The sequence below is a fragment of the Metabacillus fastidiosus NBRC 101226 genome, assembly GCF_001591625.1.
GTDB lineage: Bacteria > Bacillota > Bacilli > Bacillales > Bacillaceae > Metabacillus > Metabacillus fastidiosus.
Map to the genome: position 1 here is coordinate 49,436 of NZ_BCVG01000002.1, position 24,131 is coordinate 73,566.

General features: G+C 36.4%; 17 protein-coding genes. 4 read left to right on the forward strand and 13 right to left on the reverse strand.

Going from position 1 to position 24,131, the window contains the following annotated elements; genetic code table 11:
- Positions 1-7: 7 nt before the first annotated feature.
- Entirely contained in the window at positions 8-457 is a 450-nt protein-coding gene (locus tag BFA01S_RS00815; RefSeq protein WP_066224647.1) for a DinB family protein, read from the reverse strand.
- A gap of 98 nt (positions 458-555) precedes the next feature.
- Here BFA01S_RS00815 and BFA01S_RS00820 point away from each other — a divergent pair, with 98 nt between their 5' ends.
- The 4 genes from BFA01S_RS00820 to BFA01S_RS00835 all read left to right on the forward strand — a co-directional run bounded on the left by BFA01S_RS00820 (position 556) and on the right by BFA01S_RS00835 (position 4,737).
- The gene (locus BFA01S_RS00820) at positions 556-1,905 is read left to right on the forward strand and encodes an MDR family MFS transporter (protein WP_066224650.1); all 1,350 of its coding nucleotides are present in this window, start codon (positions 556-558) and stop codon (positions 1,903-1,905) included.
- Between the two features lie 103 nt (positions 1,906-2,008).
- Positions 2,009-2,683, forward strand: coding sequence for a response regulator transcription factor (locus tag BFA01S_RS00825; RefSeq protein WP_066224653.1), 675 nt, complete (start codon positions 2,009-2,011; stop codon positions 2,681-2,683).
- Between the two features lie 2 nt (positions 2,684-2,685).
- On the forward strand, positions 2,686-4,089 hold the full coding sequence (locus tag BFA01S_RS00830; RefSeq protein WP_235842930.1) for a sensor histidine kinase: 1,404 nt from the start codon (positions 2,686-2,688) through the stop codon (positions 4,087-4,089).
- A 96-nt stretch (positions 4,090-4,185) separates the two neighbouring features.
- Positions 4,186-4,737, forward strand: a complete 552-nt coding sequence (locus BFA01S_RS00835) for an SCO family protein (protein ID WP_066224657.1) — start codon at positions 4,186-4,188, stop codon at positions 4,735-4,737.
- A gap of 63 nt (positions 4,738-4,800) precedes the next feature.
- Here the strand turns inward: BFA01S_RS00835 and BFA01S_RS00840 are convergent, their stop codons facing one another.
- The 12 genes from BFA01S_RS00840 to map all read right to left on the reverse strand — a co-directional run bounded on the left by BFA01S_RS00840 (position 4,801) and on the right by map (position 24,129).
- Complete coding sequence (locus BFA01S_RS00840; protein WP_066224660.1) at positions 4,801-5,562, reverse strand: DUF4097 family beta strand repeat-containing protein; 762 nt, start codon at positions 5,560-5,562, stop codon at positions 4,801-4,803.
- Complete coding sequence (locus tag BFA01S_RS00845) at positions 5,559-6,107, reverse strand: DUF1700 domain-containing protein (protein ID WP_066224663.1); 549 nt, start codon at positions 6,105-6,107, stop codon at positions 5,559-5,561. The genes BFA01S_RS00840 and BFA01S_RS00845 overlap by 4 nt, the downstream gene beginning before the upstream one ends.
- Positions 6,100-6,423, reverse strand: coding sequence for a PadR family transcriptional regulator (locus tag BFA01S_RS00850; RefSeq protein WP_066224666.1), 324 nt, complete (start codon positions 6,421-6,423; stop codon positions 6,100-6,102). The genes BFA01S_RS00845 and BFA01S_RS00850 overlap by 8 nt, the downstream gene beginning before the upstream one ends.
- 325 nt (positions 6,424-6,748) lie before the next feature.
- Positions 6,749-8,698: a serine hydrolase domain-containing protein gene (locus BFA01S_RS00855; RefSeq protein ID WP_066224668.1), complete on the reverse strand. Its 1,950-nt coding sequence runs from the start codon at positions 8,696-8,698 to the stop codon at positions 6,749-6,751.
- Between the two features lie 233 nt (positions 8,699-8,931).
- Positions 8,932-9,570: an SdpI family protein gene (locus tag BFA01S_RS00860; RefSeq protein ID WP_066224671.1), complete on the reverse strand. Its 639-nt coding sequence runs from the start codon at positions 9,568-9,570 to the stop codon at positions 8,932-8,934.
- Complete coding sequence (locus BFA01S_RS00865; RefSeq protein ID WP_066224674.1) at positions 9,567-9,836, reverse strand: autorepressor SdpR family transcription factor; 270 nt, start codon at positions 9,834-9,836, stop codon at positions 9,567-9,569. The genes BFA01S_RS00860 and BFA01S_RS00865 overlap by 4 nt, the downstream gene beginning before the upstream one ends.
- 254 nt (positions 9,837-10,090) lie before the next feature.
- Positions 10,091-11,248: an FtsW/RodA/SpoVE family cell cycle protein gene (locus tag BFA01S_RS00870; protein WP_066224677.1), complete on the reverse strand. Its 1,158-nt coding sequence runs from the start codon at positions 11,246-11,248 to the stop codon at positions 10,091-10,093.
- A gap of 101 nt (positions 11,249-11,349) precedes the next feature.
- Complete coding sequence (locus BFA01S_RS00875) at positions 11,350-14,742, reverse strand: AAA family ATPase (RefSeq protein WP_066224679.1); 3,393 nt, start codon at positions 14,740-14,742, stop codon at positions 11,350-11,352.
- Positions 14,739-15,914, reverse strand: a complete 1,176-nt coding sequence (sbcD, locus tag BFA01S_RS00880) for an exonuclease subunit SbcD (protein ID WP_066224684.1) — start codon at positions 15,912-15,914, stop codon at positions 14,739-14,741. The genes BFA01S_RS00875 and sbcD overlap by 4 nt, the downstream gene beginning before the upstream one ends.
- A gap of 41 nt (positions 15,915-15,955) precedes the next feature.
- A complete protein-coding gene (gene addA, locus BFA01S_RS00885) occupies positions 15,956-19,651 on the reverse strand; it encodes a helicase-exonuclease AddAB subunit AddA (protein WP_066224690.1) in 3,696 nt (1,231 codons plus the stop codon).
- Complete coding sequence (gene addB, locus BFA01S_RS00890; RefSeq protein ID WP_066224692.1) at positions 19,648-23,136, reverse strand: helicase-exonuclease AddAB subunit AddB; 3,489 nt, start codon at positions 23,134-23,136, stop codon at positions 19,648-19,650. Before addB ends, addA begins: the two co-directional genes overlap by 4 nt.
- Positions 23,137-23,376: 240 nt before the next feature.
- Positions 23,377-24,129, reverse strand: coding sequence for a type I methionyl aminopeptidase (map, locus tag BFA01S_RS00895; RefSeq protein WP_066224695.1), 753 nt, complete (start codon positions 24,127-24,129; stop codon positions 23,377-23,379).
- Between the last annotated feature and the right edge of the window lie 2 nt (positions 24,130-24,131).

Consider the following 24,131-nt stretch of genomic DNA (forward strand, 5'->3'; position numbering starts at 1 on the left):
TTATTTTTTATCTCGTCCAAGTAATAAAATCAATCTCTACCGGCTCAAGATCATTTGTACGGAGCAGGAAATTAATTTGTCCTCGGTGATAATGCCCATGCAGTGCAACATGGGTCAGTATTTCCCTAATCGAAGATATGTACTCGATCCCTTTACTATTTTTATAGACTATTTCTTTATCAAGTATCCCATCCTCTAAATATGTAAAATAGGCTCTTATCATTTCTTCATTTTCTTTTACTAATATTTCACACCCTTCTATATCAAGCTCACACCAAATATTAAGAGACGAGCAGTCCTCTCCTTTTAATCTCATAAACCATACTCTCTCAGCAAAAAGGAGATGGGAAAATAATCTTCTCGCTTCCCTTGCGGCATCTTTACCTATTTGAATTCTTTGTAAAATACGTGAATTAGCCCAATTTAGATGTTCATACATTTTATATAATGTTTCCATTTCATTTCTCCCAGACTTTATGACCTTCTCGCTTTATTATCCCATATTTAATAGGTTATAATGATGTATCTTTGTGAATTGTGAGAAGGTGGTTAGTTATGAAAAGTAGAGCATTAGTTATGACAAGTATCGTTCTTGCAATGTTAGTTGCATCAATCGATACGACGATTATGAACACAACGATGCCAATTATTACTCGTGAACTTGGGAGCTTCGATCTATACGCTTGGTCTTTCGCCTCGTATATGATTACAAGTACGATTCTTTCTCCTGTAGCCGGGAGATTATCAGACTTATTCGGTAGAAAAAAAGTATTCGGCTGCGGTATTATTTTATTTTTAATTGGGTCTCTTCTATGCGGGATATCCGGAAGTATGGTTCAGCTTATTATTTTCCGTGCTATCCAAGGAATTGGAGCAGGGTTTATGATCCCATTTCCCGCTATTATTGCCGGGGACTTATTTCCAATTGAAAAACGCGGGAAAATTCAAGCTTTATTTACAAGCATGTGGGGACTTTCTGCTATACTCGCCCCACTTCTTGGTGCATTTTTCGTTGAATATATGACATGGAGATGGATTTTCTATGTTAATCTGCCCGTCTGCTTCATTGCATTTTTAGCACTTCTTCCTTATAAAGAAAAATATGAGCCGAAAAAAGCAGCTGTTGATTATGTTGGAGCAATTCTGTTTGCTCTTGGTGTTACCTCTCTTCTTTTAACTACAGTTGTGGAGAAAAATCAAATACTATATGGAACTATCGGTATAGCTTTTATCATCGCTTTTTATTTCTATGAGAAGAAACAGATTTCACCAATTGTCCCGCTCTCTATTTTTAAAAATAAAACGATATCATGGATTAATATAAACACATTCATCGGAACGGTAGCTTTATTCGGAACATCAAGTTATATCCCATTATTCTTACAAAATGTTGCTGAACTTTCGCTTTTCATGAGCGGTGTTGCCCTTCTCGGTGTTGCAATCGGCTGGATGGTCGTCTCTGTACCTGCTGGTAAATGGATTATTAAATATGGTTATCGCAATCTTCTAATTATCGGGAATACATTGCTTTTATGTTCTGGTATTTCACTATTCTTTTTAAATGAAAATCACGGCTTTTTCTATGTCTTTTTCTCCTTAATTATCCAAGGTTTAGCTTACGGTCTTATCTCAACTGTCGGTCTAATCGGCTCACAGCAACTGGTCGGAGCACATGAAAAAGGAATTTCAACATCATTTTTTATGTTTTGCAGAAACATCGGAACGGCAATCGGTGTAACGATAATGGGTGCATTGCTTACAAGCAGTACCGATTTCATGCACGGTATTCACTATGTGTTCCTATTCGGATTTATCGGCAGTATCTTCGCCTTACTTACTTCATTTTTTATCAAAAATGAAACCGCGGACGATAATAAATTAGTTAAAAGCAGTAAAATAAGTTAGTACAAGCCCTTCTTTCATGGAGGGCTTTTCTTTTTACCATGCCAAATCTCATAAATATTTCACAATTTTCATGTAAAATAAGAGTAATATAGGTGGTGTTTATATGAATGATTTAACAGTGATGATTATTGATGATGAAGATACGATGCGGTCCTTATTAAAAACTTTTTTAGTAAAAGCCGGCTATAAAGTGCTGGAAGCAGCAAATGGAATAGATGCGCTTATGATCATAAATAAGACTGCTCCAGATCTTCTAATCGTTGATGTCATGATGCCCTTTATGGACGGTTTTACATTTACAGAGGAATTAAGGAAGAAATATTCGATTCCCCTTATTTTTCTATCAGCAAAAGGAGAAGAATGGGATAAAATTCACGGACTCAAGCTTGGGGGTGATGATTACATCATTAAACCGTTTCATCCTGGCGAACTACTTGCAAGAATGGAATCTGTTCTGCGGAGAACGAATAAATCTTTCCAGCCTGCCGCTCAATTAATAGCTGGTGAACTTTCTCTTGATCTCCAATCTTATAAAGTAAAAATGAATAATAATGAGCTGTCCCTGACATTGAAAGAATTTGAACTGCTCTCACTACTGGCAAAAAATAAAGGAAAGGTTTTTTCAAGAGAACAGCTTCTGCTTTCCGTTTGGGGAGCAGACTACAGTGGAAGTGAAAGAACCGTTGATACACATATTAAAACATTAAGATTAAAATTGAAGGAAAATGCAGTTCTTATCAAAACCGTTTGGGGAATTGGCTATAAGCTTGAGGTGTAATAATGATTAAGAAAAAAGATATAACATTAAGCCAAAAAGTATTGCTTCTTATTGTAATAAGTATTGTTTTCACTATCATTTTTTCTTTTTTCTTTCTTCATTTTCTATATAAAGAATTATATTTTAACAGTATTAAAGAATCGATTATTTATCAAGGGGAACAGACGGCATCCCACTATCATTACGGTTCCTTAAGTGAAGAAATTATAAAAAAGATACATTGGTATAATGTCGTCTCAGAATATGAAATTATCGTTGTCGATAAATTAGATGAACTCTCTACTTATTTTCCTTATAAAATTGATTATGAGGCACTGGTGAATGACCATGACCGCAAGCAGTTAGAAGACGGCTATTATGTAATGAAAGACGGCTATGTAAAAGAATTTAAACGCAAAATTATCGGAGCTATTTTCCCAATTAAAAGTGAGACAGGACTGATCGGATTTATTTATATTTTTGTCCCTCTCGCCGCGATTCAAGAAGTTTTTCAAGGCAGTCTGCCCATTTTAATTTTAGTTGGGACCATTTATTTTATTATTCTTTTTCTCTTCGTCAATCGGATTCGCCACTCTATGTTTAAGCCTCTTAAAGACATTCAGCAATTTTCAAAGGATGTTTCACAAGGTAATTATTCAAACAGACTGGATATCCAAAATAAAGATGAAGTCGGAGAGCTGGCACAAGCCTTCAATTCAATGAGTGAATCTCTTCAAAAACAGGAAATCCGTAAAAGTGAGTTTTTATCGAATGTCGTTCATGAACTTAGAACACCGCTTACTTATATTAGCGGCTATACTGCTGCATTACAGCAAGAACTCTATACCTCACCTGAGGAAGCAAAAAACTATTTAATGACGATTGAAAAAGAGACAGAGCGATTAAAAAAACTGATTCATGATTTAATTGAATTAAATCATCTTGAAGAAAACATGTATAGTTTACAAACAGAACCAATTGCTATTGCACAATTGCTTTTCGATACACTCGATCTTTTTAAAATCCATCTTACTGAGAAAAACTTAACAACAGATCTAATAATTCAGGAAGATCTTATCATTAATGGTGATGCTCAAAGAATACAGCAAGTATTGTACAATATTATCGATAATGCAATTAAATACTCATTAGAATACTCAACCATTCATATTCATTTAACAGAAGAAAAAACAAGTACAGTTGTGAAAGTGACAAATAAAGGAGTCAGCATTGCAAAAGAAGATATAGGACAGATTGGAGAACGTTTTTTTAGAACGGATAAGGCACGTTCAAGAATTACTGGGGGAACTGGTTTAGGTTTATCCATTGTAAAAGAAATAATTAGGCTTCATGGTGGACAATTCTCTATTTCGAGTAACTCTCATAAGGGAACGACAACCATTGTAATTGAGTTACCACTTTTGTAAAGGTTTGCACATATTTTCTTCACAATTCCATGTTATCCTTATTTTAAATACTTTTGTACTTATAATTATATAAAAGATGAAATGAGGTATTAAACTTTGAAAAGATTATTATTATTAACAGCTGCCGTTTTTCTGATCTTAGCTGGCTGTAATCAATCGTATGCAATGGAAGAGTTCACATTTAAAAATCAGAACGGACAAGAATTTGGAACAGAAAATTTAAAAGGAAAAGTATGGATTGCAGACTTTATTTTTACAAATTGTACTACTGTCTGCCCTCCAATGAGTGTGAATATGGCGGCATTGCAGAAAGAATTTAAAGCAGAGGAGCTTGATGTACAGATCGTTTCTTTCAGTGTCGATCCGACTGTTGATACACCGGAAAAATTAAAAGAGTACATGGGACAGTTTACTGATGATGATTCAAACTGGAATATGCTTACCGGTTTTTCACAGGAATTTATTGAAAAGTTCGCAAGAGAACAATTTCAGGCAATCGTTCAAAAACCAAAAAGCTCAGATCAGGTAATCCATGTGTCTAAAACTTATTTAATTGATGAGAATGGCAAAATCAAAAAGGAATATAATCTTATTCAAGGTGAAAAACAAGAGGAAGAACTTATAAAAGATATTAAAAAGATGTTATAATGTAATGTGAAAATGAGGATTTCTGAAAGGCGGACCCTTCCAGAAATCCTCGTTTTTTATGAATTATTCCTCGTCCATCAATATCGCTACATCTCCGACATCTGCCGTTAACTTTACAAGCGGACCTCCATTACCTATTAAACCATTTCGTTCATTAGGCAGTTTTATTGTTTCCTTGCCTACTTCATTTCTTAAATCTGTTTGCAGAGCCTTAGGTGCTTCTTTCGTCTTCACTGCAATATTTCCAACGTCAACTCTTAAATTAATATCATGTTCAAGTTTTTTCATATTTAATTTAATATTTCCGACATCTACTTGGCCATCTATTTTACCTTCTAATTCTTTTCCGTTAATATTCCCAACATCTGTTGTCAAACTGAACTGTTTTGCTTGTATATGTTCAAGTTTAATATTAGCAACTTCCGCACTGACGGTAAGTGTTTCATATTGCTTTTTTGGTAATTTCACATAGAGTTTGGAAGGTCCTGAGAAATTGAAAAATCGAATTTCTCTTCTTTTATGTGTTTGTACTTTTAATTCATTCTTTCCTTCTTCTACAAATAATTTATAATCATCTCTTTCCGTTTTTGTTACTTTCACCTTCATATAAATCTCAATTTCATCACTATCATGAGGCACTATTTCAATATTACTTACACTTGATGAAACAGCAAGATTCTCTATATTTTCTGCGGAGATGACTCGCTTCTCATTTAAATCTACTAAATTGAAAGGAGAATTGCCGAAGAAAAATAAAACGATATTTCCAATAATAGAAACGAGAATAAGAATGAATGCAACATTCAATATTTTCTTCGTACTCATGCTGATCTCCCCCTTACGATCCTTACATTGAATTTCACATAATTAACGAATAATCGATACACTAATTTCATTAATGATGAACCCCCTACAAAGCTTAGGAGACCAAACCCGATAGAACCAAGCATCAAAAAGATTTTATTTGCATATATGAGTGTAAATCCGTCTTGGAATAATAGTAATAATGGATAAATAAACAAAACAACTGCACACACATACAACACAATCGGAATAACAAAACATACGATAGCCGGACCTAAAATAAATGTTAAATTAAATAAACTTAATACTACCGTAGAAAATACAGCTCTTGGCATACTATTTCCAGAAGATGCTTCTAATGTTTTTACCATTTTAGCTTGAGTAATTATTTCTTTTGCCACTTTCTCAGGCTGACCGAGTCCTTCGATAATATCGGCATCCGATCTCCCTTTTGCCCTTGCTGATTCAAAATGTTCTTCGTAATCAGCTAGAATTTCCTGCTGTTCTCCTTTTGAAAGAGAACGCAGCTCTTTCTCTAACTCTAACAAATACTGTTGTTTATCCACCGATCTCACCCTCCTTGATCATCTCATTAACACCCTTTGTGAACTGTTTCCATTCGGAAACTAAGCTGTTCTTTAGCTCTTCTCCCTTATCTGTTAATTTATAATATTTTCGCGGAGGTCCTTCAGTTGACTCCATCAAATATGTTGAAAACAATCCTTCCTTCGTAAGCCTTCTTAACAATGGATAAATGGTTCCTTCTGAAATTTCGAATCTTTTTGAAATTTCCTCCACCAGTTCATAGCCGTAGCGGTCTTTTTTTACCGTTAATGCGAGTACACATAGTTCTAACACACCTTTTTTAAATTGAATATTCATGTAAGTACACCACCAGTTTGTTTAGTACTGTGTAAAATAAGGTACTGATTAATATAATATTAACATTTTATAAATATTTTTACAACATTTTCCCTTTATTTTAGCAATATTTAGGATGAATCTATGTGATCTTAGTCTGATTTCACATGATCTTAAACTGAATTTATTATTAAAAATAAAAAGGAGGTACTACTTAAATTGCAGTACCTCCTTTTAAAGTTCGTGTAAATATTCAGTTAAGTTTTACTTCTAAAATTAAAACAAATAATACAATTGTTTAATTCTTGTTCCACTAAAGTAAAGGTCCTTCAGCAATTAAATCAGTCTATCTATAAAACTGCCAAACAATCAACAGGAAGACGAGAATGAAGAACATGATTATTGACAATCCATAATAGAATTTTTGTAATTTAGTTAACTCTGTTTTTCGGCCTTTTACTAGCATAAAGACAATGGATATGACACCTGAAGCAGTTAATCCATAATTTATTATAATATGTGCTGCGATTTCCGAATAAGCCCTTAAATTATCAATAAGCATTCTAGCTATTAATATGAAATTATTTATAACGATTGCCGTCCCAGTTAAAATTAAGATACTATTCCACCTTTGCAGCAGTGATGCAGGATGTTTCTTTCTTCTCTGGCGAATTCCGTGGAAAAGCAAAATCAAAGGCGAAACGATTAAATAACTAACAGAAAGAACAGCCAAAATTAAATACATAATCAGAAACGGTAGTGATTTCCCTGTAGATACCGGCAAATAATCTGAAATGGGGGCGGAAATTTGTGTTACTTTCCCATTTTCCACATGAAAGTATATGGCCTCCATAGCATCAAATAGCGTATGACCTTTTATTTTTTTATACACATAAGGACTTGTTTGAATATAATTAGCACTTAACCCTGACATGCCCAGTTGGATTTCACGATCATTAACAGCCGTAATTTTCAACGGAATCAATTCATAATAGATGTTTAAAAAACCATGATACGCTCTGCGGGCAGATGTATAGGTTCCCTCAAGTTCTGAGGCATCTGGCATGTTTTCATTTGAAGCTGCAACAGAGACAGGCTCTTCCCCGACCAATTCCTTTGTTAAGCCGTAGCAAATATCCATTTCTCCTGATTGATTTGTCAGTATAATCACAGCAAAGTTTTCTTCTGGAACAATATGAAGGTTGCTGGAGAAAGCTTCTGTATTCCCCCCGTGTGTAAGCCCCCTCTTTCGACCATCATATTCCCAAAATCCGTGGGCATTGCCGAGAATGTTTTCATTAGCACTGTAGCTTTGTGTTAAAAATTCATCCAGGGTCTCCTTTTTTTGAAAAAGCGGTGAGGAATCCTCTTCCTTCAGCATTAACGCTGATGCAAATTTAGCTAAATCTTCCGCAGTTCCATTTATTGCACCACTCGGGTACATTGATACATAGAAATCATTGGATTCAATAAATTGTGATGGCCCATTCAGTTTATACCCTGTAGCCTTGTTCTCCAGGAGTTTTTTGTTGTCACTAAGTTTTGGATGTATTGAGGCATTTTTGCTGTCTATTTTCGAAAAAATATGTTCCGAAGTATATTGATAAAACTCCTGTCCAGTGAGAAGCTCAACTATATATGCAGCAAGAGAGGTACTGAAGTTAGAATACGCTACAACTTCACCAGGTTTATACACTTGTACCGGCTCGGCTAATTTTAATCCTTCCTCCAAGGACTTGACCTTATCCGGTGATGAATAGCCTAAATCAAAGATATAATCTTCAAATCCAGCAGTATGATGCATCAAGTCTAACATTGTAATAGGTGAATCATATTTTAACTTTGTCAAAAATCCCTCTGGTAAATATGTACGAATATCTTCATTTAAGTCGATTTTCCCCTGTTCCACCAGCTGCATAACAGATGTCCAGACAAACAGTTTAGTAATTGATCCCCATTCAAACACGGTTTTCCTAGGATCAACAGGTATATCTTTTTCAATATTGGTATCTCCGTAACCTTTAGATAAAACGATTTGATTATCTTTTAAAACAACAATTGCGGCACCTGACGTTGTTTTTCCAATATAGTCTTTCACATAATTATCAACAAAACCTTCCAGTTCCGAGATCGGAATACCTGAAGGGGTTGTTTTTCCCAATTCAGAGGCTAGTATCGCCTTAGATGACGTTTCCTCCACAGCTAATGAAGTTACGGGCCAGGAAAAAAAAGTAGAAACCAATACGATCATACTCAAAACAATAGGAACAAGTTTTTTTCTTACAGGTTTACCCATGTTAATAATCCCCCCTGAATCTATTATTTAAATCTCCCTCACCAATGAACCAGCGATAGAATAAGCCTTTCTAATTAAAGTGTATTTATTCACAAATTGGGACCTTCTTAATTTAGAAAATTAATTAACAAGTAACAAAATAATCATAAATGATTTTTCTTCTTAATTCTTTATTCATCCATTTTAGATGCATCCGTATTTTTCATACCAATCGTTTACAAGTCTGTTTTTACTTACATACCTTTTTTGTAAAGTGAATAGGAATACATAAGCGGTACTCCAGCAATAACTGCTATCACTATAAGAAGTATAGGTATCCAACTCATATTCAAAAAACTTCCAATAATAATACATATTCCGCCAACTACCCACAAATAACCTGCCATATGATGCGTCTTGTTCCAATTTTCCTTACTATTAAGTGTCCAAGATAATTTAATACCGACCGTATAATTTTGTTTGCATTTAGGTAAATAATTTCCACATACAATGAGAATAACACCTACCATTACAGGGGCTAAAATTTGAATTGGAATGTTATATCCAATAGCTTTGACCAATGTTACTGGAACTAAAATCACTGACATTATAGGTATGATCCATTTTCCTAACTGCTTTAATACAGAAGAAACGTTAGCTTTTTTAGGATCATTTTGTATCATAAAATATGTAAATATATGAATTCCAGCCATTAATACAGGTAATCCCCAAATCGCAGTTACTTTTGGAGCGAAGTTATCAGGATTTCCAGCAGAATCCCAATGAATAGCTATTTGATTTGGTAGCTTATTATATAGCACTAACGCAAGTACAATAGGTAGCAGACAAATCAAAGTTGTAGTAACCAGCGTCATATCCACTTTTCTTTTCATTTTTCTTTTCCTCCAAACTGAGAGAACCAGAGCATTACTTCTTCAAATACTGAAATGTTAATTTCGTAATATATAAAGTTCTTATACTTGTTCTCAGTAATTAATCCTGCTTTTTTTAATTGTGACAAATGGTAAGAAATTGTAGCACCTGTCATATCAAATCGTTTTCCGATTTCCCCTGCTGACATTTCTCCATCTTTCAGCATTACTAAAATTTCTCGTCGCACAGGATCGGAGAGTGCTTTAAATGTTTCCGGAAATCCCACCATAACACCTCTTTATAGTTCTATTTAGAAATATTTCTAAATAGAACTATAAACCATTTTATAGAAAAAGTCGATATCTATTTCGAAAAAATTCAAAATAGATATCGACTCTGAAATCAAAAATTGTGTAACTCATAATTATTATTTTTCAAACAACTTTATTGTTGTCAAACAGCTATGTAAGCTTGAGCCAAAACCAACTATTTATAAAAAAATAAAAGGGTACCTAATTGGTAACCCTTTTTATCATAATGCTATTCTTGTGAAAACATGGAGCTTTTCTTTTTCAATGAAATATTCAGTACTAAGCCGATTCCGATCATACTGGCCAGAACGGAGCTTCCTCCATAACTCATTAGAAGGAGCGGAATACCTGTAATCGGAAGCAGTCCAGATACCATTCCGGCATTTTGAAACACATGGAATGTGAATAAAGAAGCCATTCCGATACAAATATAAAATTCATACATATCATTTTTTGAAAACATTGCTATTCCCACGAAACGGTAAATCATTAGGAAATATAAAGATAAAACAAAACATGCGCCGAGGAATCCATACTCCTCCCCTACAATGGAAAATATAAAGTCAGAATGTGCCTCAGGAATATAAACGGCACTGCCGTTAAATCCTTTCCCTTCAATCATTCCGGAACCCATTGCAAGAATAGACTGCTTAAGCTGAAAACCAATATCTTTACCATGACCAAAAGGATCAAGCCAAGAATAGATCCGCTCAAGCTGGTATTGTCCAAACAGATGTAAAAGCAACTCAGAATCGACGATAAAAGTAATAACCAGTCCGGCTATTACGGTAATGGTTATACTCGCAAAGGTGAGAATAATCCGCCAATCAACCCCTGATAAAAAGATCATTCCCATCGTAATAACGACCATTACGAGAGATGAACCGAAATCATTTTGCAGTAAAACTAATAAAATTGGTATCATCGAAATAACAGCGATTTTCAAAATAAGCAATACATCATTTTGAAAGCTCGTTATAGTTATCTTTTCATAATGCTTTTGAACAACATAAGCAATCATCATAATGAGAAATATTTTCATATATTCTGAAGGCTGGATCGAACCTACTCCTGGAATAACAAACCACGACTTAGCTCCATTTCTCGTCGGTGCTATCGAGCTCGGCGCTATGAGTATACCAATTAATAATATAATTCCAAAGCCATATACATACGGTGTTATTTTACTTATTTGCTCAAAGTCAAAGAAGCATATTACCGCTACAATGATAGAACCTAAAATAAACCAGACAAGTTGCTGCATTGCGAAGTTTTCCTGATACTGCGCATATTTTTGCGCGCTTGAAATCGTCACAACACTGCAAATCATAATTAAAAATGTAAAGAATGCTAATCCTGTATCGAAATAATTTTTGTTATTGGACAATTTAATCACCGTTAATATTGACGTAATAAGATAAGCTTTAGTTACAACAAGCGGAGACAGACCTCAAAAAAGCGCTTTTGAAATCTGTCTCCTATAATTGATTACAATAATTCCAATTGAACTGTTGAACCTTTTCCAGACGGCTCTGATGGCTGGACAATCAGCTTAATCGGCAGTCTTTCTCTTAATTCCTGGACATGGCTTATGACACCGACAGATAGATTATGAGACTGCAGTTTTTCAAGTGCCGTAACAACTGTATCAAGCAGTTCTGAGTCAAGTGTTCCGAATCCTTCATCAAGGAAGAAAAACTGTAACGGATATTCTCCCCGCAATTGGATCTCCGTTGATAGAGAAAGTGCAAGAGCGAGCGATGTTAAAAATGTTTCACCGCCTGATAATGTTGTGACCGGTCTTCTAATGCCTCCATTTGCATCATCCCTCATAATAAAGCCGCCTTGTGAATCTACTTCAATCGCATACCTTTGTCTCGTTAAAAGTCCCAGGCGTTCTGAAGCATTGCGACTAACCTGCTCTAACTGTTCTTCCGCAATATATTCAACAAAACTGTTTCCTTTAAAAACAGCCTGAAGCTTATCTAAATGCTGCAGAGATACATCGAGATCCGTTTTCTGTTTTTCAATCTCCATAAACCTGGTATGTTTTTCTTTAATAGCTTCACACACTTTTTGTGCAGCACCTCTGGCTTCCCTTGCTTCATCTAACTGCTTCTTCGTTTCAATTACAATATTTTGAATAGAATACCATTGCTGCTCTGTTAAATTTTGATTACCAAGCTTTTCTTCAATACGAGCTAAATCCGTCTGAAGCTGCTTCACCTTGTCAGAAAACTCTTCCATCGCTTTTCTCATTTGCAGTCTGACATCAGCATTTAAACACGCCTCAATCGTTTCCTCAATAGAAAGAAAAGGAGCATCTACACGGATTTCCTCCCATTTGTTCCTTGCTTGAAGTGCTCTGAATTTTGCATTTTCTAACGTCTTTTCATTTGCAGCAAGAATACTCTGCTGTTTTTGAAGATCAGAAGAAATATGCTGCCATGCTTCATAAATCTCTTTTTCCTTATTTATAATCTCATGCAGCTTTTGTTCAACATTATGAATTTGTATTTCAATTGGACCTTGGTTTTGATCAATTTCTTTCAATTTTTCTTTCTTTTCATCAATGGACATATTACGATTTGAAAGTGCTGAATCCAATTCAATTCGTTGTTCATTATATTTCATTATAGCTTGTTCATGGTCTTTAACAAGCTTTTCATGCTCATCAATAAATGTCACACTTTTCTCGATTCTAGCAGAAAGATCTTCAGCTAGTCTATCTTTTTCTGCTATTTCTTCGCCAAGCTGTTCCACATTTTCAAATAAAATATCCGGAAATTGTTCATCATATATTTCCCGCAAATGTTCTTGTTCCGTTTGTAATACAGTGAATGATTTTTTCCACTCTTTCTCCTCTTCAGATGCAGAGGAAATTTCATGTGTTAATTTATTTAATTGCTGATTAAAATTATTCATTTCCGCTGTTATTTCTGCTATTTTCTCTTTAACCTCGAGAAAATCTTGTGAAATAGCTTTATACTCAGTTAATAATAAATTACATCCTGTTTCAAAATCAGATAAAGATAATGGCTCAATTTCATTTATCTCACTTATTTTGCCAACATCTTTTAAAAATTCATATTCATTCACTATTTGTGCTGTAAGATTCTCGAGATTTAATTTAACCGTATAAGCCTGCTGGTTCATAGCAGTTGCTTCTTCTAAAACCTCTTTTATTTTCACTATCTTGGCAGTTCCATCTGTCTCATCTTCCCAAGCAGCAGCTGGATTGGGGTGCTCTGTTGAGCCGCAGACCGGACATGCGCTTCCTTCTTTTAATTGATGGACAAGCTGTTTGGCAAGCAAATGTTCTTTTCTCTTTTGCTCCTCATCTTCCCATTTTTTAAGCTGTTGCTTTATTCTGTTAATGAACTGTTCATGCTCACGTTCCCTTTCACAAAGGATAAAATAAAGCTGTTCTATTTGGAAAAATTGACCTGTGAGTAATTCTTTTTTCTTCACAAGCTCTTCTGCCAAAGTTTCATATTTTAACTTGCCGTTTGTTACAGCACCTGCTTTTTGTTCTGCTTTTGCTTTTGTTTCGACAAGCTGCTGCTCATTATGACTGATTTTTGTTTTCGCTTCCGCTGCTGCCCGAGCTTGTTCCCGCTCTTTAAATGGAATGATATTTATTCTGTGTTGTTCCCTTAATGCCGATTGCTTTGCGACCGCTTTTTCAAGCATTCCCTTAGCTTTTAATAACTCTTCCTGCTTTTTCTCTTTTTCTGTACTAAGTTCATTTATTTGCTGTTCTAGCTGTTGTTTAAATTGCTTCTCCTTTATTAATTGTACTTCTACTTCTTGTAAATGAAGCAGCTTTTCTCTATATGCAACGAGCCTTGGTTCCTCTGCTGATTTTCCGGCACGTACTTCTTCATATTGCTTACTTATTTGTTCGTACTTCCCTTTCACTTCGGAATATTGCTGTTTCGCTATTAAAAACTTCTTTTCTGCCTCTTCTTCCTCATGTACCGCTGTATTAACTGCTTCTGCATACGGTCTTAAATTCTCTGCCTTTTCTGCGCGTTCTAATCTCTGCTCTAATTCATTTATAGAAGATTTTTTATCATCTAATGACTTTTTCTCTATTTGAAGAGCTTTCTGTTCCAGCTGCAGTTGCCATATTTGTTTTTTTATTTCATATTCATTTGCTACTGCATCAAGCTCTACTTTCCGCTTTCCTAATAAAGTCTCAATCTCAAACAGCTCCTGCTCAGCAGCTTTTAATGCCTCATCTGAAGCATCACCGAGCCCTGTTTGTTCTGCAGTGAGTTTTTCCACTTTCGTTTTTGTATCTATATGACGTTTTTTAAGCTTGCGGATAAGCTCATCACCGTACTTTTCCAGATGAAAGAGCCTTTGAAGCATTTGACGGCGATCAGCACCTTTTAATGATAGAAATTCAGCAAATTTCCCTTGAGGGAGAACGACAGCTCGAGTAAAATCATCGATTGTCAGCCCAAGCAAAGAATATATTTTTTCGTTCACTTCCCCTGCTTTATCAGCAAGAACAATAGTTTCTTCCCCTAATTCCATTAGTCTGCAAATAGATGTTTTTACACGTAATTCATCTGCACGTTTAAATACCCGTTCTACCTTGTACTGCTTTTTACTCGCAGCATTTTCAAGTGCAAATGTAAAAGAAACAGAAAGCTGGTCTTCTGCATGATTTAATATTCCATGTGTATTATTTGCTGCCCTCTCTACTTTCCCATATAAAGCAAGCGTCATTGCATCTAAAATAGAAGATTTCCCGCTCCCAGTAGGACCAAAAATACCGAAAATACCTCCGTCACATAAAGCATTAAAATCAATTACTTGCTTTTCTCTGAAACTATGAAGCCCTGAAACAGTTAATTCTATCGGTTTCAACGATCTTCACCTTCTTCCTCATCAGAAATGAGCTCTAAGAAAAGCTGGACTAATTGCTGTTCCGGCTCTGCACCGCCTGTTTGCTTCACATAAAAACGACGAAACATTTCATCAATTGGAATATTCGTCTCTCTTGTCAATTGTAATTCCGTATCATCTGTTTGATAAACTGGACGGATATGAATAAAGCCCGAATGCTCTTTCCTCAGTCTATGAATTTCCTCTAATGATAAATTTGTCGTTAGATGGATCTCAAGATCAATCCACGCATTTGCATCCCTTCCTTCATCTAACCACGAATGGACTTGTGCAATACCTTCTGTCGCTTTCCATTTTACGAGCGGTTTTCCGCATGATAATGGGATTTCTTTCAGATCCACTTCTTTTTGCGGTAATGCATCAAGAATTGTAACAGACTTTGCATAGCCTATTTCTGAAAAACTGTATGCAAGCGGGGATCCTGAATATCTTGCTAATGTATTTGCCCTTTTAATATTTTGCGGACGGTGTAAATGACCGAGTGCAACATATTGAGCCTCTTCTGGCAGACTCGTTGCCGCAACGGTATATGCCCCTCCAACTTCAATTGGCCGTTCTGAATCTGTCGTATTTCCTCCTGCTACATAAATATGGCTCATCGCCATATTTACAGTATCAGGACGGAACTGTTTACATAGATGTGAAAATAAATTTCTTATTCTCTCATCATATTTATTTCTTAATTCTATTTCATCATCTGATTGTGATAAAACTTGTGCAAGCCTTGCCTCAGAAGGATATGCAAGTGCCGCAACAATCATACTCTCCTTCGTTGAATCGATATTTACCTGTACTGTTTCTCTCGTTGGATAGCCGATTAAATGAATGTTATGATTTCCCGCTAACGGCGATGCCGCAGATAAACGGTCAGGATTGTCATGATTCCCAGCTATAACCACAATTGGCCGCTTCCCTTTATCTGATAATCTCGAAAGCCCCTCATAAAATAACTGCTCCGCTGCGGCTGGCGGATTAACCGTATCAAATGCATCACCAGCCATTAAAATCGCATCCACTTTCTCGTCATTTACAATCTCAACGAGTTCATCAATAAACTGTGCCTGCTCCTCCAGTCTGCTGCGTCCTTCAAGCGTCCTGCCTAAATGCCAATCTGCTGTATGTAAAATACGCATACAACCCGCTCCCCCTTTCATATCGGGATCTGTTTTAAAGATCAGACCCCGATTAATAAATCACCGTCAAAGAAATATAAATATTTCTCCGTTAATGGCCGTTTCAAAATATTTTCTACAGCTTTCGTATACAGTCCGAGCTGAACTTCATATCTCTTTTTAAGTTTTTCATGTGAAATATCCGCTGTAATGGCGTCTGTTTTATAGTCAACTAAAACAAGTCCCTTGCCATCTTCAAATAAACAGTCGATAACACCTTGGATTAAAACAGATTCCTCTTTTACATCTTCATATATTTCCTCAGTTGGGAGTGCATAGCTGAATGGAATTTCTCTATGCACCTTTTCTGCTTGAAGAAGGCGTATCCCGATTCCTGTTTTAAAGAAATTTACAATTTTATCAAAATTAACTGCCGCCGCTTGTTCTTTCGTTAATGTTTCATTTACAACTAAATTCTCCACTGTCTGAGCAATAATTTCCTCCGTTATATGACCATCAAGTTTTATATTTTGCATAACTGTATGCATTGCTGTCCCTCGTTCGGCAGCTGTCAATTTCTTTTCCTGCATAAAGCTTGGACGATTAAATAATTTTGACGGTGCATTGACTGATTTTATTATTCCCTGATCACTGTAATCATCGTAAATTTCCCGCTGCCTCTTAATCTCTGTGACAGACTGCTTAGACCGGCTTTTTGTTGCATGTTCATGCGCATATTTCCAATTAAACTGCCTGTTCACTTCCTCTTTGAAGGTACTTTCAATATGAACCTGCTCACCCTTTTTTATTGTTTCAAGCAGTTGCTCATTCGTCGACTGATCGAGCTCCTCTATTTTATGAAGTTCGGACGCCTGAATAAGTTTAATCGACCATTTTGTCGGATGCTCGGTAATTTCTTCTGGAAGACGATTATTTGTTTCATCTCCCCTTAACAGCCCACAATCTTTGTGACGAATAAGCGCAGGCCCTATCCAGTCGAGATAGTTTTTTGCTTGTGCTCGTTCAAAATCATGTAAAAGCCAGTCATCGTGTGATAAAACACTTTGCCAGCTGGCTAATGTTTTTTCTGTGTTTTTCAGCGTTCCGACTAAATAGAGCTTTTCCTTTGCCCTTGTAAGAGCAACATATAATACACGCATTTCTTCCGCAAGCATTTCCATTCGCATTTTCTTCTTAAAAGCGATATATGGAAGAGTCGGATAACTTATTCTTAACTTAGGATTGATAAGCTTTGTACCAAAACCGAGCTCTTTATCAAGCAAATATTTTTTATTTAAATCCATCATATTAAATTGTCTTGCAAGCCCTGCTGTAAAAACTACTGGAAACTCAAGCCCTTTACTGCTGTGAATGGTCATTAAGCGTACGACATCTTCCTGTTCTCCCAGCGCCCTTGCTGCCCCGAGGTCATCCCCACGCTCTTGCATTCTTTCAATAAAACGAAGGAAACGAAACAGGCCGCGGAAAGATGTTGATTCATATTGACGTGCACGATCATAAAGGGCATTAAGATTTGCTTGACGCTGTTTTCCACCTAGCATACCACCGACAAAATCAAAGAAATGAGTATCACGGTATAATTGCCAAATTAAATTAGAAACAGAATCAGAACGTGCAAAATTACGCCAGCCTTCAAATATTTCCATAAAAGCTTTCACTTTTAAAGCTAATTCATGATGCTCACTTGACGCTTGTTCTAAAAATAATTTCACTGCCTCGTAATATGTTCCCTTCGGTTCATACGTTTTAATAGTCGCTAATTCATCTGCATTTAAACCGACGATTGGTGAACGGAGTACTGCTGCTAAAGGAATATCCTGATACGGATTATCAATTATTTTTAAAAGAGACATCATAATCGTTACTTCTGTCGCTTCAAAATATCCATTTGAAAGATTAGCATACACTGGAATACCGTACTGCTTAAACTCTTCCATAATCTGCGGCGCCCATGGCATAGAACGAAGTAAAATAACGATATCACGATAATTAATCGAACGGGTCGTATCAAGTTTACGATCGTAAATCTGGAACTTTCCTTCAATCAATCTGCGAATTTGTTTTGCCATTAATCTAGCTTCAAGCTGAGCTGTCTCTAATTCTTCCTCAGCAAATAAATCATCAGCATCCTCTTCTTCACCCGCACCTGTTTTCTCTACTAATAAGAGCTCTGCATTCATTTTTTCACTTTCAGGATATGCTGCTCCAAGCTTTAATTCTGCATCATGATCATATTCAATCTCACCGACATTTTCTCCCATAACCTGTTTAAAAATATAGTTTGTCCCATCAAGTACCTCTGCACGGCTGCGGAAATTCTTTGATAAATCAATCCTCATTCCCGTATTTTCAGCAAAGGGTGTGAAACGTTTATATTTACTTAAGAAAAGAAACGGCTCTGCTAAACGAAAGCGGTAGATTGATTGTTTCACATCACCAACCATAAATAAATTACCAGTCGCTTCTCCTTCTTTCGTAACGAGTTTAATAATCGATTCCTGAACAAAATTACAATCTTGATACTCATCGACTAAAACTTCTGCAAACTGATTTTGATAAAATAATGCTGCTTCACTTGGAGTTCCATCTTCCTGTTTTAAAATTTGCAGACAATAATGCTCCAAGTCTGCGAAATCAACAATTCCTTTTTCCTGCTTCTTATTTTCGTAGCGTTCTGCAAATATTTTTACTAAATAAATAAGTTTTTCCATAACAGGCTTTAACTCTCGTAAATCCTTCGTATAGTTTTCAAATGAGCGGGAAAAAACTTCTTCTTTTAATTTCTCAATTTTCTTTTTCACAGCTGTGCGGATATCAGCTGTTTGATCGATCAGCCTTTGATCATATTCATCCCCGCGACAAGGCTTCGCACGAGATAAGCTGAATTTAGAGATTCTCTCTCCAAGCTCCTGCCATGATTCTTTTACAGCTATTAAGCCGGAAACCTGCTCTAAATCGTCCAGTAAATTTTCTGCTCGAGGCGCCGGTCCTCCAGGTCTTTTTGTCAGCTCTAACGCTTCCTTCAATTGTGCCTGGCATCCCTCTAACAAAATATGAATATCTTCTTTTAAAAACGTAATAAAAGGCATGTCTTCCACATTTTTATCACTAGTATACGTATCCATTAATCCACTTAACCAGCTATTCGGCTCTGGATGGGAACGAGAAAATGTGTAAAGTTCACGAATAAGGGATTGAAGCTCATGGTCATTCCGGTCTGAAGTATACCTGTCTACTAAGTCAAAAAACGCTTCATTATTCTCATCACTGTACTGCTCTTCAAATAAATCATCTAATACTTCGTCAATAAGAAGCTGACCTTCTGTTTCATCCGCGATTCGAAAACTCGGATCAATATTAATTAAATAATAATATTTTCGGACAACGTTTAAACAAAACGAATGAAGAGTAGAAATAGACGCCCTGTTTAAAATCGTTAACTGTCTTCTTAAATGAAGAGAAGATGGATCTTCTTTTAATGCCTTTTCAAGTGCTTCCCCGATTCTTCCTCTCATTTCAGCTGCTGATGCATTCGTGAAAGTTGCTACTAGTAATCTATCAACATCAATTGGATTTTCCTTTGATAAGATTTTATGGATAATTCTCTCAACGAGAACAGCTGTTTTTCCCGATCCTGCCGCCGCCGCTACTAATATATCTTGTCCATTTGCAACGATCGCCTTCCACTGATCATCTGTCCATTGACTGTTTGCCGGCTTTGCCATTAATTCATTCATACTCGATTGACCTCCTCTCTCATCTTTTCAAGTACGTCCTCTTTTTTCTCATTTTTTAATGCACGGTAATTATTTTCCTCTAATGACTCATCAAACTGACAAACCGATTTATAAGCACAATACGTACAAGGTGTTTTATCTTTTAATTTATATGGTGCAATATCAATAATGCCGTCTGTAATATGTGTCCCGATTTTTTGGAACTCATTTCTCACAAAGTTTCTTAAAATATGAAACTCTTCTTCACTTGTAATAGATGATGATGTACCTAGACCGCCTTTTTTCAACAGTCTCGCACTAACAATTTTCGATGTTCCTCCAGGCTGCAGCTGCTGATCCATAAGCTGAATTGCTTCTTCATCACCGAGCAGTAAACCTTTCATCTTAAATTTCTTAAATATTTCATCATCTAAATCTTCTTCATCTAAAAGAGAATTCGCACTAACAATCGGGTCATGGACATGAAAATAAAGTACACCAGCAGGCGTCGTTTCCATTCCAAGCCAAAGCTTTGAATTTGAAATGACAATATCTAAATACGTTAACATTTGCAAAGCCAGCCCGTAGTACACTTCTGTCAGCTGCAATGATTTATCACTCGATTTATAATCAACGATTCGAAGCAGTGTTCCTCTTGAACTGTCTGCCTTATCAACTCGGTCAATTCTTCCGATAACTTCCATCGTACAGCCGTTTGGAAGAGTGAAGTGCATCGGCGGAAGTTCTCCCCCTTTTCCGAAACCAAGCTCTAAACCAATCGGGGCAAATCCGCTTGCCTTTGCATGCTCACTTAAAACAGTTGATGCACGTGCAACAATTTTTTGCAGTTTCCGCTTAATATAATGATGGCGGTTAGAGCTTAATAAAATCTCTCTTTGTAATTTCGGAGCAAGCTTTTCTACTGCATCAATGGAAAGCTTTTCACATTGATCTTTCGTAAGTGTCTTCCAATCAAGCTTTAATTGATGTAAACGATCAGAAATATGCTTTAAAGCCGCATGGAACATGTCTCCAATATCCGGAGCTTCAAGTTTAAATACCTGTCTTTCTTTTAACTTCAATCCATGTGAAGCAAAATGAGCAAATGCACAGCTGTTAAACTGCTCCATCCGTGAAACACTGCCTTGAATATGTTTTCCATATAGCTTATGGCTCGTCTCCTTCACTAAATGCTGCTCTTTATTTTCAAAATATAAGCTGCTTAATACACGGGAAGTTTTTTCTTTTTCATCTGAAGAAATAAAATAATTATACGTATCCCACCAAATCGGATGTACTGGGTAACCTCGCTTCCATGCCTGAAGCTGTGCTGTTAAATAAGAAAGAGCCACATCTTCATTTACTAAAAATGAAAGCTGTTCTTCTTCGTCCAACTCTTCCGGTTCGTTTATTAATTTTTCTATAGCGATCTTTGGAAACATATCTTCTATTCTTTTTATAATGATAGAGGGCAGCAGTGATTTTCCCTCCTCATCGGCAATCGGGTAGGAAAGAAATAACTTCTCGGAAGGACTTGCTAATGCAAGATAAATAATAAAGTTTTCATCAAGCAATTGCTGCTTTGCAGTCGGTGCAAGCTGAATACCTTGATGATGCAGAAGTTCACGGTCATCTTCTGATAAAATTCCTTCTTCCTTCGGTCTTGCTGGAATAATGCCATCGTTTACTCCGATAATGAATGTGCATTTTATATGGAAAAAGCGGGATCTCTCAATATCTGCAATTAATACTTGGTCAATTGCGGGCGGAACGAGAGAAAATTTCATAGCTTCAAAGCCTGTCTCAAGCATTTCGGAAAATAGCTTCATAGATAATTTCTGATCGGCCAGCATTTCAACAAATTCATCAAGCAAAGTAATAACAGCCTGCCAAACTTGATCATGCTCTCTTGCTTCCAGCAGCTGCCCTGCCGATTCCCTTTCTGACCGCAGCTGCTCTAATTTTTCTGGAATATGAAGTTCCTCTAAATAAAGATACAAGCTTTCTGCTAATTCCCGGCCTGTTTTGCTTCGCTTTAGCCGTTTTTGCAATAGTTGAAGCGGCGTAACGACTAATTCACGCAATCTATTTATCTTCTCTTCCATCTCCCGTTCTTCATCTGTAACAACATATTCATCTTCCAAAGAATAAAAGCGACGGTAGCGGAAACGCTCATCTTTCGTCCAGCGCTGTCCCTTGATCCCATAAGATAAAACGTAATTTTCAAACTGATCCATTTCTTCCCGCAGTACTTTCTTATTTGCATCCATTGAGAAAAGAAGCTCAGTTTTAATACAGCGGAATACTGACTCATACTGCCAATTACCATTAATAACTTCCAAACTTGAACGAATTAATTCAATCAATGGATGATTCAGCATCGAACGTTTCTGATCAATAAAAAACGGGATTTCATAATCTTTAAAAACTTGTTCAATTAAATCCTCATATTGATTCGTATTTCGAACTAGTAGAGCAATATCACGATAACGATACTTATTCTTCTTCATCATCGCTTGAATTTCCCTTGCAATTCCTTCTATTTCAGCACGGCGGTTTGATGCCTGCAATAAAGTAATATCCGGTGAATCCGAAAACTCTACCGTCGGTCGCCCATCATAATTTTGTTCTAAATGGGAAATTGATTCACTTGCCTTAAATCGCGGCGTTTCTTTTAAAATAATAGGCTCATTAATCTCTTTACCGGCATTTTCAGCTAATTGCAAAAGTTTATAATAAGTTGCTCCTGTCATTCTAAATAAATCAAGTTCCTGTGGAAGCTGGGCAGAATAAGCATTATCTGCTGTTAAAGCGATCGTTACGCTTCCTGCTTTTTTCATTAATGCTTCAATCACTTCGTATTCCTGTGGTGTAAAACTATGAAATCCGTCAATATAAAGCTCAGCCGATTCCAAATAGGAAGAAGCTTCTGCTTTTTCAGCCAGCAGGCGTAAATAATCTTCGCTGTCAACATACTTTTCACTTAATGATTTTTCCAGTTCCATATATAAAACTGCCAGATCATGCAGCTTATCTGTCAATGCTTTTTGATCAACCTCAGTACGAGCATTGCTTAAGTATTGCTCAAGCTCAGCAGGAGATAAACAATAACGCTTAAACTCTGTCAGCATCGCTTCAAGCTGGGAAATAAATCCGCTTTTATCGCTAGCCTTCATAAAAACTTTTAAATCCTGCTTATGCTCTTCTACTAATTTCCTAAGCATCATTTGAATAGCAGAGCTTGATAAATAGTGTCTTGCCATTCCGCCTGTCTCCTGCAGCACACGCCAAGCTAGACGACTGAAACTAAACACCTGCGCTCGGATCATTCCGGCTAAATCCGGTGTCTTTATAAGCTCATACTCTGCTCCGAATGTCATTTGGTCCGGCACTAAATATATAATCGGTTTTCCTAACGGTTCAGCAAAAAGCTTAGAACGAATATCATTCAAAAGCCAATCTGTTTTCCCGCTCCCTGAACGTCCTAAAATAAATTTTATACTCATAACATTCCCCCGCTTTTATGGAAGATATTTAAAATACGATCATTTGTTTCACTACTCTATTTTACTTCACTTCTGCACATTCTGCCATTTCTTAAAATTTCCTTAATATCATTGACTATCTCTTCCAATGAATTTACTGCATATTTAAATTAATTAAAAGCTATTGTGACTAAAAGAACATGCTATATCACAAAAAAACTCCAAAGTAGCCCATAAACGAGCCTACCTTGAAGTTCCTTCTTACATCTTCTGCTCCGTTAATATAAACGGACCGTCTTTCGTAATCGCAATTGTATGTTCATATTGTGCGGACAGCTTACCATCAACCGTTCTTGCTGTCCAGTTGTTCTCATCCATCTTTGATTGCCATGCTCCGATATTTATCATCGGTTCAATTGTAATAACCATTCCCTCTTTTAAACGCAATCCTTTGTTCGGCAATCCGTAATGAGCGATGGCAGGAGCTTCATGAATCGTTTTTCCGATTCCATGGCCTGTGAATTCGCGCACGACTGAGAAATTTTCTCCTTCTGCATATGTTTGGATCGCATGACCGATATCCCCGATACGGTTCCCGACTACTGCCTGTTCAATTCCTTTATATAAAGCCTTTTCTGTTACATCTATTAAACGTTTTGCTTCATCAGAAATATTGCCGACAGGATGTGTCCACGCAGAATCCGCCAAGCCCCCGTTTAAATTAACAACCATATCAATCGTGACAATATCACCGTTTTTTAATGGTTCTTTTCTTGGAAAACCGTGACAAATTTCATCATTTATCGAAGCACATGTTGCATATTCATACCCTTTATATCCCTTTTGTTCGGGAGTTGCTCCATGACGAGCTAAAAATTTCTCAACGAACTGATCAATTTCTATTGTCGTTATACCCGGCTTAATCAATTTGGCAATTTGCCTATGACATTCCGCCAATAATTTTCCGGCTTCATGCATCAAGTTTATTTCTCTTTCACTCTTTAGGCTAATCATTT